This window comes from Citrobacter sp. RHBSTW-00881, from assembly GCF_013728515.1.
GTDB classification, from domain to species: Bacteria; Pseudomonadota; Gammaproteobacteria; order Enterobacterales; family Enterobacteriaceae; genus Citrobacter; species Citrobacter braakii.
The window spans coordinates 3,363,755-3,377,156 of the sequence record NZ_CP056269.1; the positions used below are offsets into that span (position 1 = coordinate 3,363,755).

Here is a 13,402-nt window from a genome sequence, read left to right on the forward strand (position 1 = left end):
ACAGGAGTGTAATCAAACTGCGTCGATTTTGCACCTGTTCCGTGTTAGCGCGTCTTAATTACCAGACGATTGCTCTGTTTGACTTCTTCCATTACGACATAAGTACGTGTGTCATTCACGCCAGGCAGACGCAGCAGGGTTTCCCCCAACAGCTTACGGTACGCCGACATATCCGGTACGCGTGTTTTCAACAAATAGTCGAAATCACCGGAAACCAAATGACACTCTTGAATTTCTTCAAGTTTTTGTACTGCAGAGTTAAATTGCTCAAACACATCCGGGGCGCCACGATTCAGAGTAATCTCAACAAAAACCAGAAGTGATGCATCCAGATAATGCGGGTTTAACAGCGCTGTATAGCCCTGAATAAAACCCTGTCTTTCCAACCGACGCACACGCTCAAGGCAGGGCGTTGGTGAAAGTCCCACACGTTTAGAAAGCTCGACGTTAGAAATACGCCCATCCTTTTGCAGCTCATTAAGAATGTTACGATCGATACGGTCGAGATCTTTGCCAGGGCGCTTCTTACTATCTACCATTATTATTGTCTCTCTGTATTCCTTCCCTACTCCTGCCTGACTCTACCAACATCACTGTTCAGAGTCGCTACCCATCAAAATAAACCGCAACCCAGAGGGATTTTCGGTTTGTAATGCCTGGGCTTATGGTGAGAAGACCGTTGCCTGTCGGCGGCTATCGACATCACGAATGGCATCTGTCCACACCATGCGTAGATTTCGCTAACACGGTAAACATGGTATCTACATGCATGATTATGCAGCACATACATGACACATTTTTTTTCTTCCTTGACTGTTTTCGCAAAACAGCAGGTGATTGTCAAAGCAAAACATCGATTTTTAGTACAACATGCCAGTTATTCATTCGCAGTGATGGAAAATCGTCATTTTATCACCTTATAACTGACCGATTTTTAGTAGAAATCGTTATAGTATTACGACTTATTCCCCCGCTCATCGGTTTCTGCTATTACACAAATTGTTAACAAAATCGCCATACTCTTTTTTTACGCCTGTAAATTCCCTACAATCCTGCTCATTGCCTGCCAACAACAATGGGGATCTCATGGGCGCAACCAAACACAGTAAACTTCTTATTCTGGGCTCAGGCCCTGCGGGATATACCGCTGCGGTCTACGCTGCACGCGCTAACCTGCAACCGGTACTGATTACCGGTATGGAAAAAGGTGGTCAACTGACCACAACAACAGAAGTGGAAAACTGGCCTGGCGATCCGCACGATCTCACTGGCCCGCTGCTGATGGAGCGTATGCACGAACATGCGACCAAATTTGATACAGAAATCATTTTTGATCACATCAGCAAAGTTGATCTGCAAAACCGCCCTTTCCGTCTGACCGGCGATAGCGGAGAGTACACCTGTGACGCACTGATCATCGCTACCGGCGCATCAGCACGTTACCTGGGCCTGCCTTCAGAAGAAGCATTCAAAGGCCGCGGCGTTTCCGCCTGCGCAACCTGCGACGGTTTCTTCTACCGTAACCAAAAAGTTGCGGTGATTGGCGGTGGCAACACTGCGGTTGAAGAAGCGCTGTATCTGGCGAATATCGCATCTGAAGTGCATTTGATTCACCGTCGCGACAGTTTCCGCGCTGAGAAAATTCTCATCAAGCGTTTGATGGATAAAGTTGAAAACGGCAACATCGTGCTGCACACCCACCGCACGCTGGAAGAAGTAACCGGCGATCAAATGGGCGTAACCGGGCTGCGCCTGCGCGATACGCAAAACACTGACAATGTGGAGTCACTTGACGTTGCCGGATTGTTTGTCGCTATCGGTCACAGCCCGAATACCGCCATTTTCGACGGTCAGCTTGAACTGGAAAACGGCTACATCAAAGTTCAGTCCGGTATTCACGGTAATGCCACACAAACCAGCATTCCGGGGGTCTTCGCAGCCGGTGACGTGATGGATCATATTTATCGCCAGGCGATCACCTCTGCGGGCACGGGCTGTATGGCCGCACTCGATGCAGAACGTTATCTCGACGGTCTGGCGGACGCTTGCAAATAAGTTTTACAAATCAGTAACAAAAGTAAAAAAGGCGACTATAAGTCGCCTTTATTTTTGCCTCGTTGTAACATTGCCCTGCCCAAAAATTCCAATAACTCACCTGCTAAGCGTGCAATGAATAAAACCCGTCAAAAAGAGCTGACCCGCTGGTTAAAACAGCAAAGTGTAATTTCCCAACGATGGCTGAACATTTCACGCCTGTTGGGGTTCGTGAGTGGTCTGTTAATCGTCGCTCAGGCCTGGCTCATGGCCCGCATTCTGGACCACATGATCATGGCCAATATTCCCCGAGAGGCGCTGCTGCTTCCGTTCATCGTGCTGGTATTGATTTTCATCCTGCGGGCATGGGTCGTCTGGTTACGCGAACGGGTCGGGTTTCACGCAGGGCAACATATTCGCTTTGAAATTCGCCGCCAGGTGCTTGACCGTCTGCAACAGGCTGGTCCGGCCTGGATACAGGGCAAACCGGCCGGGAGCTGGGCCACGCTGATCCTGGAACAGATTGACGATATGCATGATTACTATGCACGTTATCTGCCGCAAATGGCGCTGGCCGTATGCGTCCCATTATTGATTGTGGCGGCGGTATTCCCGTCAAACTGGGTAGCCGCTCTTATTCTGCTCGGAACAGCCCCGCTGATCCCGTTATTTATGGCAATGGTCGGTATGGGCGCTGCCGATGCTAACCGCCGCAATTTTCAGGCTCTTGCCCGCCTCAGCGGTCATTTCCTCGATCGTCTGCGGGGCATGGAAACGCTAAGAATATTTGGTCGCGGTGAAGCCGAAACGGAAAGCATCCGCGCTGCGTCGCAAGATTTCCGCCAGCGCACCATGGAAGTCCTGCGCCTGGCGTTCCTGTCATCCGGTGTCCTTGAGTTCTTTACCTCTCTGTCTATTGCGCTGGTGGCGGTTTACTTCGGTTTTTCCTACCTCGGAGAGCTCGATTTCGGCCACTACGGGACGGGCGTCACGCTGGCAGCAGGCTTCCTCGCGCTCATTCTGGCGCCGGAGTTTTTCCAGCCCCTGCGCGATCTGGGCACGTTTTATCACGCCAAAGCGCAAGCCGTTGGTGCAGCTGATAGTCTGAAAACTTTCATGGAAACCCCGCTGGCTCATCCAGAGCGTGGCGACATTGAGCTGGCGACGAAAGACGCCGTTTCAATTGAGGCACACGATCTGATTATCACTTCGCCGGAAGGTAAAGTGCTGGCCGGCCCGCTCAACTTTACCCTGGCAGCCGGTCAACGCGCGGTGCTGGTTGGACGCAGCGGTTCCGGTAAAAGTTCGCTGCTTAATGTCCTGTCCGGTTTCCTCTCTTATCGGGGATCGCTGCGAATTAACGGCTTTGAACTTCGCGACCTGTCACCTGATTCCTGGCGTAAACAGCTGTCATGGGTCGGGCAAAATCCGCAGCTTCCTGCCGCCACGTTACGCGAAAACGTTCTGCTGGCTCGCCCCGATGCCAGCGAAGAACAGCTACAAGCCGCACTCGACAGCGCCTGGGTCAGCGAGTTTTTACCGCTGCTGCCGCAGGGCGTGGATACGCCAGTAGGCGATCAGGCGGCCCGACTTTCCGTCGGGCAAGCGCAGCGCGTTGCCGTCGCTCGCGCCTTACTCAATCCTTGTCAGTTACTGCTGCTGGACGAACCCGCCGCCAGCCTTGATGCGCACAGCGAACAACGCGTGATGCAGGCGTTGAACGCGGCATCTCGCCGCCAGACCACGCTGATGGTGACGCACCAGTTGGAAGATCTTGCCGACTGGGACGCTATTTGGGTGATGCAGGACGGACAGATCGTTGAACAAGGTACCTGGACCGAACTTAGCTCAGCCAACGGGGCTTTTGCGACATTACTGGCTCATCGTCAGGAGGACATCTAAATGCGCGCTTTGCTACCTTATCTGACACTGTATAAACGTCACAAATGGATGTTAACGCTGGGGATCGTTCTGGCGATCGTCACGCTGCTGGCAAGTATTGGCTTACTGACGCTTTCAGGGTGGTTCCTGTCGGCTTCTGCAATGGTTGGCGTCACCGGGATTTACAGCTTTAACTATATGCTCCCTGCCGCAGGCGTACGCGGCGCGGCGATCACCCGCACCGCGGGGCGTTATTTCGAACGACTGGTCAGCCATGACGCAACATTCCGTGTGCTGCAGCATTTGCGTATTTATACCTTCAGCAAACTGCTGCCGCTCTCCCCTGCGGGCCTGTCCCGTTATGGACAGGGTGAATTACTTAACCGCGTGGTGGCTGATGTCGACACGCTCGATCATCTGTACTTGCGCGTGATCTCCCCGCTGGTGGGGGCTTTTGTGGTCATCATGGTGGTCACGCTGGGTCTAAGCGTTCTCGATTTCACGCTGGCTATCACCCTCGGCGGTATTATGCTGCTTACCTTATTTATTCTGCCCCCACTCTTTTATCAGGCAGGCAAAAGCACCGGACAAAGTCTGACGCATCTGCGTGGGCAATATCGTCAGCAGTTAACCTCGTGGCTACAGGGCCAGGCTGAATTGACCATTTTTGGCGCCAGTGAACGCTACCGCGCTCAAATGGAAGCCACCGAGCTGCAATGGCACGAAGCCCAGCGACGCCAATCTGAATTAACGGCGTTGTCGCAGGCGGTCATGCTGTTAGTTGGCGCGCTGGCAGTGATTATGATGCTATGGATGGCCTCAGGCGGCGTGGGCGGTAACACCCAGCCAGGCGCACTGATCGCGCTGTTTGTCTTCTGTGCACTAGCCGCGTTCGAAGCGTTAGCGCCTGTCACCGGCGCGTTTCAGCATCTCGGCCAGGTTATTGCCTCTGCGCTGCGCATCACCGAACTGACCGAACAGCAGCCAGAAGTGACCTTCCCGGATGCGGGTTCCTCGGTTTCAGAGCAGGTAACCCTTACGCTACGCGATGTGTCATTCAGCTATCCAGGACAGGCGCAAAAGGCGCTCGATACACTTTCCCTGCAGGCCAACCCCGGTGAACACATTGCGATTCTCGGTCGCACCGGCTGTGGTAAGTCAACGTTATTGCAATTGCTAACCCGCGCATGGGATCCGCAGAGTGGCGAGATCCTGATTAACGAACAGCAAATTGCGACCCTTAGTGAAGCCACGCTGCGCCAGAGTATCAGCGTCGTGCCACAACGCGTGCATCTGTTCAGCGCTACGCTTCGCGATAACCTGTTGCTGGCGGCACCGCACGCCGGCGATGACGCATTAGCCGCGATGTTGTGCCGCGTCGGTCTGGACAAACTGCTTGAGGATGATGGACTCAACGCATGGCTGGGCGAAGGCGGTCGTCAGCTTTCTGGCGGCGAGCTCCGTCGTCTGGCTATCGCCCGCGCCTTATTGCACGATGCTCCGCTGATGCTGCTGGATGAACCCACCGAAGGGTTGGATGCCACAACGGAAAGTCAAATGCTTGAATTAATTAGCGATGTCATGCGCAACAAAACCGTATTAATGGTTACACATCGTCTGCGTGGGCTGTCACGTTTTGATCAAATAATAGTAATGGACAACGGACAAATTATTGAGCAAGGTAATCACGCAGATCTGTTAGCCAGGCAGGGGCGTTATTACCAGTTTAAGCAACGTCTGTAAGCTATTATTGAACGATCAAACTCGCGTAGTGGAGTTTCGCTGTCATGCGCCTGGTGCAACTGTCCCGCCATTCCATAGCCTTCCCGTCACCGGAAGGCGCTTTACGCGAGCCTAACGGTTTATTGGCGCTTGGCGGCGATCTCAGCCCTGCCCGCCTGCTGATGGCTTATCAGCGTGGTATTTTCCCATGGTTTTCACCTGGCGACCCCATCCTTTGGTGGTCGCCCGATCCGCGCGCCATTCTTTGGCCCGAGAAATTTCACCTCAGCCGCAGCATGAAACGCTTTCATAAAAATTCGCCTTATCGCGTGACGCTCAATTACGCGTTTGGTCAGGTGATTGAAGGCTGCGCGAATGACCGGGAAGAAGGCACCTGGATAACGCATGATGTGGTGGAGGCTTACCATCGGCTGCACGAACTGGGGCATGCCCACTCAATTGAGGTGTGGCGACAAAATGAATTAGTGGGCGGTATGTATGGCGTGGCGCAAGGTACGCTGTTTTGTGGCGAATCGATGTTCAGCCGTCAGGAAAATGCGTCGAAAACCGCACTGCTTGTTTTTTGCGCTGAATTTATCCGTCAGGGCGGAAAATTAATCGACTGCCAGGTATTAAATAGCCACACAGCCTCGCTGGGCGCCGTCGAAACACCGCGTCGGGAGTACCTTGAGCACCTGAGCAGACTGCGCCAGCAGCGGCTACCGAGCCATTTCTGGATTCCCAGGACGTTATTTTCACCTCAGGAGTGAATGTTTTCGGCACATTTTTTGTCGGGGTGTTATAATTGTCGCGCAGAGTTGGTTTAGCCCATTACCCCGCCGCCGTTAAGGAACAGTTCGCGTCAGGCAACGCCTATCGTTTATCTCCTCGTTCCCTTACACGTTGCGCTTTAAGTGCGGCTTTGCCGTGTGTGGATAGAGTAATGCGCCAAACCCGATTTGCTGTGTTTTAAACGCACAAATCTTTACTTATTAAAAGAACTTCGGCATTATCTTGCCGGTTCAAATTACGGTAGTGATACCCCAGAGGATTAGATGGCCAAAGAAGACAATATTGAAATGCAGGGTACCGTTCTCGATACGTTACCTAATACCATGTTCCGCGTAGAGTTAGAAAACGGTCACGTGGTTACTGCACACATCTCCGGTAAAATGCGTAAAAACTATATCCGCATCCTGACGGGCGACAAAGTGACTGTTGAGCTGACCCCGTACGACCTGAGCAAAGGCCGCATTGTCTTCCGTAGTCGCTGATTGTTTTTAACGCCCGAATGGCGTCCAGATAATAAAAGGTCGGTTTAACCGGCCTTTTTTGTGGGCTGAAGCCTGGTATTTAATCCTCAATCATCCGCGCATATTCTTCCGTTAAGAAATCCACTAATGCGCGCACTGACGGTAATAATCCCCTGCGTGATGGAAAGACTGCGTGAATAATTTCTCGCTTAGGTTCCCAACCGTCGAGCAACGCCACCAACTCACCCGCAGCTAATTGATCTTTTACCATCAACTGTGGAAGTTGAACAACACCTACGCCGGCGACTGCGGCTTCGCGTAACGCCAGCATATCGGTGGTGATCATACGCGGCGTGAAATGCACCTCCGCCCGCGCGCCCTGCGGGCCGAATAACTCCCAACGATGCACATGTTTACCAGAGGCCAGACTCAAACCTGGCCAACGGGTCAGCTCTGCCGGAGAGTGTAGCGCCCCCATCTGCTCAATTAACTGCGGGCTGGCATACAAGCGATGTCCTCTGTCCGCCAGGACGCGCATCACCAGGTCGCTATCCTCAAATGGCCGAGGTCTGACGCGAATCGCCACATCCAGACCTTCTCCAACGACGTCAACACGACGGTTAGTGGCCTCCAGTTGTACTGATACGTCAGGATAACGTGCCATAAAACGGGCAAGCATTGGCCCGATATGCACATGCAGCAATGTGACAGGACAAGTCAGCTTCACAACGCCACGCGGTTCAACCTGTAACGCGGCAATGGCATCCTGCGCCGCCTGCGCTTCCACCAGCATCGCCTTACAGTGTTCGTAAAAGTTTTGCCCAACTTCAGTCACGTTAAATTGCCGGGTGGTTCGCTGAATCAGTCGTACCCCCAGTCTCTCTTCGAGTTGCGCTATTCGTCGGCTCAGTTTTGATTTTGGTTCATCAAGCGCCCGACCCGCCGCCGCGAATCCCCCTTCCTCTACAACATGCACAAACCATGCAAAATCATTGAGATCCGGCCTTGTCATTTCATTGTCCTATTTTTGAGACAGTGAGAGCTATTTTAGCTACTACTCAGCTCTCTGTCATGAATATAAGCTTATTCACATCAAAACAACGCCACTGAGGAGACACATATGAAACAAGTAACAGGCGTCTACACCGCACCTCGCCCACACTGGGTTGGCGATGGATTTCCGGTTCGCTCGATGTTCTCTTACCAGTCTCATGCTGAGCAATTAAGCCCGTTCCTGCTGCTTGATTACGCGGGTCCGCATACGTTCACGCCGGGTAACGAAAAACGCGGCGTAGGTGAACACCCTCACCGCGGTTTTGAGACGGTGACTATCGTTTACAGCGGCGAAGTTGAACACCGTGATTCAACCGGTCGCGGCGGCATTATCGGCCCTGGCGATGTGCAGTGGATGACCGCTGGTGCAGGAATATTACACGAAGAGTTCCACTCCCCGGAATTTACCCGTCAGGGCGGTGAACTGGAAATGGTGCAACTGTGGGTCAATCTGCCGGCAAAAGACAAAATGGCCGTACCGGGTTATCAGGGCATCAGCAGCGATGTTATTCCCACCGTCGCCTTGCCCGATGATGCAGGCAGCGTTCGCGTGATCGCGGGTAGTTATCAGGATACGAAAGGCCCGGCACACACCTTTTCACCGCTGAACGTCTGGGATATGCGCCTGCAACGTAATCATCCGCTGACGTTGTCCCAGTCTGAAGGGTGGAGCACCGCTCTGGTGGTATTAAAAGGGAATATCACCGTAAACGGCACCACGCCTGCCAGCGAAGCACAACTGGTAGTGCTAAGCCAGCAGGGGAAAACGCTACACATTGAAGCCACCAGCGACGCCAGCGTGCTGCTGCTGTCTGGCGAACCGTTGAACGAGCCGATTGTAGGTTACGGTCCGTTTGTGATGAATACGAAACAAGAAATCGCTGAAGCCGTCCGCGATTTTAACTCCGGCCGCTTTGGCCAAATCTGAATCGAAGGAGAAGAATATGTCCAGTCCTGCAAACTTTAATGGTTCACGTCCGGTCATCGATGTGAATGATTCCGTCATGCTGCTTATCGATCATCAGAGTGGGCTGTTCCAGACCGTCGGCGATATGCCAATGCCGGAACTGCGTGCGCGTGCCGCCGCGCTGGCTAAAATCGCAACCCTGGCGAAGATGCCGGTAATTACCACGGCATCGGTACCGCAGGGGCCTAACGGTCCGTTGATCCCAGAGATCCATGCCAATGCGCCACATGCCCAATACGTAGCACGTAAAGGCGAAATCAACGCCTGGGATAACGAAGACTTCGTGAAAGCGGTCAAAGCTACGGGTCGTAAGACGCTGATTATCGCCGGTACGATCACCAGCGTGTGCATGGCTTTCCCGGCCATCAGCGCGGTTGCGGAGGGCTACAAGGTCTTCGCAGTGATCGACGCTTCCGGTACTTACAGCAAAATGGCGCAGGAAATCACCCTGGCACGTGTTGTTCAGGCTGGCGTGATACCGATGGATACCGCCGCCGTCGCTTCTGAAATTCAGGGGACATGGAACCGTGAAGACGCCGCTGAATGGGCGGAAGTGTATACCAAAATCTTCCCGGCTTATCAGTTGCTGATCGAGAGCTATAGCAAGGCCCAGGAAGTCGTGACCAACGGCGAAAAACTGGACTCGCAGCGCTAATCATATTCTCCGCGCCTGTCCGGGCGGAGGAATATGTACATTGCGTAACCAAACGAGAGTTAACACGTAAATTCTGCTTGACCGTTTTAGCGCAACTCCCTATAGTAGCGCCCCGTTGCCCCCCAAGCGGTCAGGCAGCAATACAATATGGTGAGGTGTCCGAGTGGCTGAAGGAGCACGCCTGGAAAGTGTGTATACGGCAACGTATCGGGGGTTCGAATCCCCCCCTCACCGCCATATTCGAGAAAGAGCTCGTACGAAAGTACGGGCTTTTTTTCGCATGCTGCATTTGCCTGATAAACGTAGCGCCATCAGGCATGTCGGTTATTGTCGGCTGAGCAGAGTTAACACTTCGTAATGCGCAGTATGTGGGAACATATCGAAAAGTTGGACGCGTTCAATGCGATACCCAGGCAACTCGCGGATATCCTTTGCCATGGTTTGTGCATTACAGCTGGAGTAAACGATAAAACGCGGTGCCATGCGGGAAAGAAAATCGCACAGCGGCTTCCCAATCCCCCGACGAGGCGGATTCACCAGCACCAGGTCCGGCACTTCTCCCTGCGCGGTAGCAAACTGGGTTGAATCCAGCGCCTGAAAATGCAGATTCTGCAACCCAAGCTCCTGCGCCGACTGTTTCGCGCAGGTAATGGCCTCTGGCGCAATTTCAATACCCGTCAGTTTCATCTGCGGCGTGGCGCAGTGCAAACCAAACCCCCCGACGCCGCAAAACAGATCCCACATGTGATTAACCGGAAGCTGACGCACCCAGTCGCGCGCCGTGGCATATAAATACCCAGCCACCACGGGGTTGGTCTGGAAGAAGCTCTGTGGGCGTATCCACAATGGCACATCGTTAAAGCGTTCAGCCAGCGCCTGTTGTTCCGTCAGGAAGATTTCGCTCTCCCCTTCCATAATCGCCATATGCACAGGTTGAATATTGGCGGTGATCACTTTTAACTGCGGAAGCTGCGCCTGTAACCATGGCAGCGCCGTACGCAGTTGTGCCAGTTTCGCATCGGAGCGCAGAACAAAACGCAGCATCATACCGCCATCAAACCGGCTTTCCGTTAACAGCAGATATTTCAGCTCCCCGCGTTTGCGCGCCACATTATAGGGCGTCAACCCCGCACGGGCGATAAACGGTTTTAGTGTGGCAAACACCGGCGCAAAAGACTCAGGATAGAGCGGACACTCGCACAAATCCTCCGGCGTACCGTCACGATGCAGCATCCCCAGCAGCGGTTTTTCCACGCTGCCGCTGACCACCATTTTGGCTTTATTACGAAAAGCGCTCTCCGGGCCGCTGACCGGCGCGCACCATTCTCCGACCGGATAATCGGCCAGCAGATTCTGCAGATCGGCTGTTTTGGCGAAGAGTTGATCGGCGACAGGCTGCGTTATCCACTGACAAGAGCGGCAGCGTTCGGCGTCATAAAGTGCGCACTGCATACAAAAACCTAAAAATTAACAGGGGGCGAAGATTATACACGTTATTGCAAGCGGAAGAACCGCCTGCTGGACGCAGGAACAAACAGCAGTAGCAACACCAGCATATCCGGTAATTTTTGCATTACCAGCGTATGCAGGATTTCACGTCTGGACTCTCCCGCAATACTGAACAGTTCCGGATATCCATAGCCCAATGAGGCCGCCCACAGATAGACGCTGGCGATAATCTGGGTCAGTAGATAGACCCAGCGTGCCCAGTTCCGACCTTTAACCAGCGAAAATGCGCAGTAAATTTCGATAAACAGCAGCACCAGGCTACCCAGAAACACCAGCGTCAAATTCCAGGTCTGGACGCTGCGATGAATAAACTCGCTGGTTCCGCGAAACCCGAGCGTATTAAAAATCATCAACAGATCGAGACAGCGGATCATGATAATAGCCAGCGCCGCCACCTGCACTAAAGTAGGGACGTTTAAACGGGCATGTGATGTGGATGATTTCTTAAAAAATCCCAACGCGTCGTCTTCCATGAAAACGGCGCAGCCACCGCAGCTGCGCCGTATAGACAGGTTGGCAGATTTTAGTTTTTTCAGCCGCGTCTTGCACGTTGGATATCGCGAATCCGTTGTTTTTCTGTTCGCGCCATCAGATACCACGCGATAAATCCGATAATTCCTACTACGCCAAGTATCAACGTCGCCAGCGCGTTGATCTCCGGATTGACCCCCATACGTACGCTGGAGAACACCAGCATGGGTAACGTTGTGGCGCCAGGACCAGAGACAAAACTGGCAATGACCAGGTCATCGAGCGACAGCGTAAAGGCCAGTAACCACCCTGAGATCACCGCCGGCATAATCATCGGCAGCGTGATGACGAAAAAAACCTTCAGCGGCGTGGCGCCAAGATCCATCGCCGCTTCCTCAATGGAGTGATCCAGTTCGCGTAAACGCGAGGAAATCACTACCGCCACGTACGCTGTACAGAAGGTGACGTGCGCCAGCCAGATGGTCAACATACCGCGATCCGCTGGCCAGCCGATGGCGTGCGCCAACGCCACAAACAGCAGCAGCAGCGACAAACCGGTAATGACATCCGGCATCACCAGCGGTGCGGTGATCATAAAGGCGAAACCATTTGATCCACGAAAACGACCAAAGCGCACCATCACCACGGCGGCGATGGTACCGAGAATTGCCGCCATCGTCGCAGCACAGGCGGCAATCGTTAAGCTCATGCCCACGGCGCTTATCATCGCGCTATCGTGGAAAAGCTCACCATACCAACGCGTTGACCACCCCGCCCAGACCGTCACCAGCTTGGAGCTGTTAAACGAATAGATAACCAACATCAGCATCGGCGCGTACAGGAAGGTAAAACCCAGTACCAGGATAAAAATACGCCACGGCGAGCGAACGACCGGTAAGTTATTCATCCGTGTTCCCCCACGCTTTTTTGCTGATATTTATGAAACCACATGATCGGCACAATCAGTAACAGCAGCATAATAATGGCGACGGCAGAAGCCACCGGCCAGTCACGGTTATTGAAAAACTCCTGCCAAAGCACACGCCCAATCATGATGCTGTCCGGGCCGCCCAGCAGTTCCGGGATCACAAACTCCCCAACCGCCGGGATAAACACCAGCATTGACCCGGCGATAATCCCGCCCTTGGTCAACGGCACGATCACGCTAAAGAAGGTTTTTAACGGTCGTGCGCCTAAATCCAGTGCCGCTTCCACCAGCGAGTAATCAATACGCGTCAGCGCGGTATAAATCGGCAGCACCATAAAGGGCAAATAGGCGTAAACAATACCGATATAGACCGCCAGATTGGTGTGCAGAATCGTCAACGGTTGGTCGATAACGCCCAGCCACATCAGAACGTTGTTCAGGACACCGTTATTTTTCAGGATCCCCATCCAGGCGTATACGCGAATCAAAAATGACGTCCAGGACGGCAGGATCACCAGCAGCAACAGAATATTGCGTGTCGAGGGTTTGCTGTGCGCGACCGCCCATGCCAGCGGATATCCCAACAGCAGGCAACAGACAGTCGAAATCCCCGCTACCTGCAAAGATTGCAGGTACGCATCAAAATAGAGCGGATCGTCCGTCAGTTGCAGGAAATTGCCTAAATTGAGGGTGATGGATAACTGATCGTCAGCCCATGAAATGAGGTCGGTATACGGCGGAATAGCCCGCGCCATTTCAGCCAAACTGATTTTGAAGACGATCAGAAACGGCAGCAGAAACAGGAGCATCAGCCACACATACGGCAGCGCGATGACCAGCTTGCGCCCGTGCTTCATTTGCAGCCGCGACATAAACAGCGTGAAACGCCCCACGTGATCCACGCGCGCCGGAGGTTCAAGTGTACTCAT

13 protein-coding genes and 1 tRNA gene are annotated in these 13,402 nt (G+C 53.3%); 8 read left to right on the top strand and 6 right to left on the bottom strand.

From position 1 onward, the window contains the following. Positions 1 to 44 precede the first annotated feature (44 nt). Positions 45 to 539, bottom strand: coding sequence for a leucine-responsive transcriptional regulator Lrp (gene lrp / locus HV311_RS16295; RefSeq protein WP_002439523.1), 495 nt, complete (start codon positions 537 to 539; stop codon positions 45 to 47). 547 nt (positions 540 to 1,086) lie between these two features. On the opposite strand from lrp, the gene trxB reads away from it, so the two are divergent. The 5 genes from trxB (at position 1,087) to infA (ending at position 6,911) form a co-directional block, all read left to right on the top strand. After that, positions 1,087 to 2,055 carry a thioredoxin-disulfide reductase gene (trxB, locus tag HV311_RS16300; RefSeq protein WP_016152427.1) on the top strand — a complete coding sequence of 323 codons (969 nt, stop codon included), beginning with the start codon at positions 1,087 to 1,089 and terminating at the stop codon, positions 2,053 to 2,055. A 114-nt stretch (positions 2,056 to 2,169) separates the two neighbouring features. Further along, on the top strand, positions 2,170 to 3,936 hold the full coding sequence (gene cydD, locus HV311_RS16305; RefSeq protein WP_047359392.1) for a heme ABC transporter permease/ATP-binding protein CydD: 1,767 nt from the start codon (positions 2,170 to 2,172) through the stop codon (positions 3,934 to 3,936). Beyond that, positions 3,937 to 5,658, top strand: coding sequence for a heme ABC transporter ATP-binding protein/permease CydC (gene cydC / locus HV311_RS16310; RefSeq protein WP_191220180.1), 1,722 nt, complete (start codon positions 3,937 to 3,939; stop codon positions 5,656 to 5,658). A 44-nt stretch (positions 5,659 to 5,702) separates the two neighbouring features. Continuing rightward, positions 5,703 to 6,407: a leucyl/phenylalanyl-tRNA--protein transferase gene (gene aat, locus HV311_RS16315; RefSeq protein ID WP_019076385.1), complete on the top strand. Its 705-nt coding sequence runs from the start codon at positions 5,703 to 5,705 to the stop codon at positions 6,405 to 6,407. 285 nt (positions 6,408 to 6,692) lie between these two features. Then, positions 6,693 to 6,911 carry a translation initiation factor IF-1 gene (gene infA, locus HV311_RS16325; protein ID WP_002211347.1) on the top strand — a complete coding sequence of 73 codons (219 nt, stop codon included), beginning with the start codon at positions 6,693 to 6,695 and terminating at the stop codon, positions 6,909 to 6,911. A gap of 79 nt (positions 6,912 to 6,990) precedes the next feature. On the opposite strand, the gene HV311_RS16330 is transcribed toward infA, so the two are convergent. Continuing rightward, positions 6,991 to 7,902, bottom strand: a complete 912-nt coding sequence (locus HV311_RS16330) for a LysR family transcriptional regulator (RefSeq protein ID WP_191220181.1) — start codon at positions 7,900 to 7,902, stop codon at positions 6,991 to 6,993. A 108-nt stretch (positions 7,903 to 8,010) separates the two neighbouring features. Between HV311_RS16330 and HV311_RS16335 the strand changes: the two genes are divergently transcribed. The 3 genes from HV311_RS16335 to HV311_RS16345 all read left to right on the top strand — a co-directional run bounded on the left by HV311_RS16335 (position 8,011) and on the right by HV311_RS16345 (position 9,802). Next, positions 8,011 to 8,871: a pirin family protein gene (locus HV311_RS16335; protein ID WP_016156102.1), complete on the top strand. Its 861-nt coding sequence runs from the start codon at positions 8,011 to 8,013 to the stop codon at positions 8,869 to 8,871. Positions 8,872 to 8,887: 16 nt separating this feature from the next. Continuing rightward, positions 8,888 to 9,565 (top strand): isochorismatase family protein, encoded by a 678-nt coding sequence (locus HV311_RS16340; protein WP_016156101.1) that lies wholly within the window; start codon positions 8,888 to 8,890, stop codon positions 9,563 to 9,565. 149 nt (positions 9,566 to 9,714) lie between these two features. Beyond that, positions 9,715 to 9,802 (top strand) — tRNA-Ser (locus HV311_RS16345). 87 nt (positions 9,803 to 9,889) lie between these two features. On the opposite strand, the gene rlmC is transcribed toward HV311_RS16345, so the two are convergent. Genes rlmC through potH form a run of 4 tightly spaced genes read right to left on the bottom strand, consistent with a single transcriptional unit; the run spans position 9,890 to position 13,402 of the window. Continuing rightward, positions 9,890 to 11,017, bottom strand: coding sequence for a 23S rRNA (uracil(747)-C(5))-methyltransferase RlmC (rlmC, locus tag HV311_RS16350; RefSeq protein WP_191220182.1), 1,128 nt, complete (start codon positions 11,015 to 11,017; stop codon positions 9,890 to 9,892). A gap of 41 nt (positions 11,018 to 11,058) precedes the next feature. Beyond that, positions 11,059 to 11,547, bottom strand: coding sequence for a YbjO family protein (locus HV311_RS16355; RefSeq protein WP_016152418.1), 489 nt, complete (start codon positions 11,545 to 11,547; stop codon positions 11,059 to 11,061). 59 nt (positions 11,548 to 11,606) lie between these two features. Further along, positions 11,607 to 12,452, bottom strand: coding sequence for a putrescine ABC transporter permease PotI (gene potI / locus HV311_RS16360; protein WP_016152417.1), 846 nt, complete (start codon positions 12,450 to 12,452; stop codon positions 11,607 to 11,609). Then, positions 12,449 to 13,402 carry a putrescine ABC transporter permease PotH gene (gene potH / locus HV311_RS16365; RefSeq protein ID WP_181632716.1) on the bottom strand — a complete coding sequence of 318 codons (954 nt, stop codon included), beginning with the start codon at positions 13,400 to 13,402 and terminating at the stop codon, positions 12,449 to 12,451. Before potH ends, potI begins: the two co-directional genes overlap by 4 nt.

Bases quoted from the DNA above. Each gene is read 5' to 3' on its own strand.
- cydD (WP_047359392.1), top strand. From the start codon at position 2,170: ATGAATAAAACCCGTCAAAAAGAGCTGACCCGCTGGTTAAAACAGCAA.
- aat (WP_019076385.1), top strand. From the start codon at position 5,703: ATGCGCCTGGTGCAACTGTCCCGCCATTCCATAGCCTTCCCGTCACCG.
- HV311_RS16340 (WP_016156101.1), top strand. From the start codon at position 8,888: ATGTCCAGTCCTGCAAACTTTAATGGTTCACGTCCGGTCATCGATGTG.
- HV311_RS16355 (WP_016152418.1), bottom strand. From the start codon at position 11,547: ATGGAAGACGACGCGTTGGGATTTTTTAAGAAATCATCCACATCACAT.
- potI (WP_016152417.1), bottom strand. From the start codon at position 12,452: ATGAATAACTTACCGGTCGTTCGCTCGCCGTGGCGTATTTTTATCCTG.
- HV311_RS16335 (WP_016156102.1), top strand. From the start codon at position 8,011: ATGAAACAAGTAACAGGCGTCTACACCGCACCTCGCCCACACTGGGTT.
- cydC (WP_191220180.1), top strand. From the start codon at position 3,937: ATGCGCGCTTTGCTACCTTATCTGACACTGTATAAACGTCACAAATGG.
- infA (WP_002211347.1), top strand. From the start codon at position 6,693: ATGGCCAAAGAAGACAATATTGAAATGCAGGGTACCGTTCTCGATACG.
- trxB (WP_016152427.1), top strand. From the start codon at position 1,087: ATGGGCGCAACCAAACACAGTAAACTTCTTATTCTGGGCTCAGGCCCT.
- potH (WP_181632716.1), bottom strand. From the start codon at position 13,402: ATGAGTACACTTGAACCTCCGGCGCGCGTGGATCACGTGGGGCGTTTC.
- HV311_RS16330 (WP_191220181.1), bottom strand. From the start codon at position 7,902: ATGACAAGGCCGGATCTCAATGATTTTGCATGGTTTGTGCATGTTGTA.
- rlmC (WP_191220182.1), bottom strand. From the start codon at position 11,017: ATGCAGTGCGCACTTTATGACGCCGAACGCTGCCGCTCTTGTCAGTGG.
- lrp (WP_002439523.1), bottom strand. From the start codon at position 539: ATGGTAGATAGTAAGAAGCGCCCTGGCAAAGATCTCGACCGTATCGAT.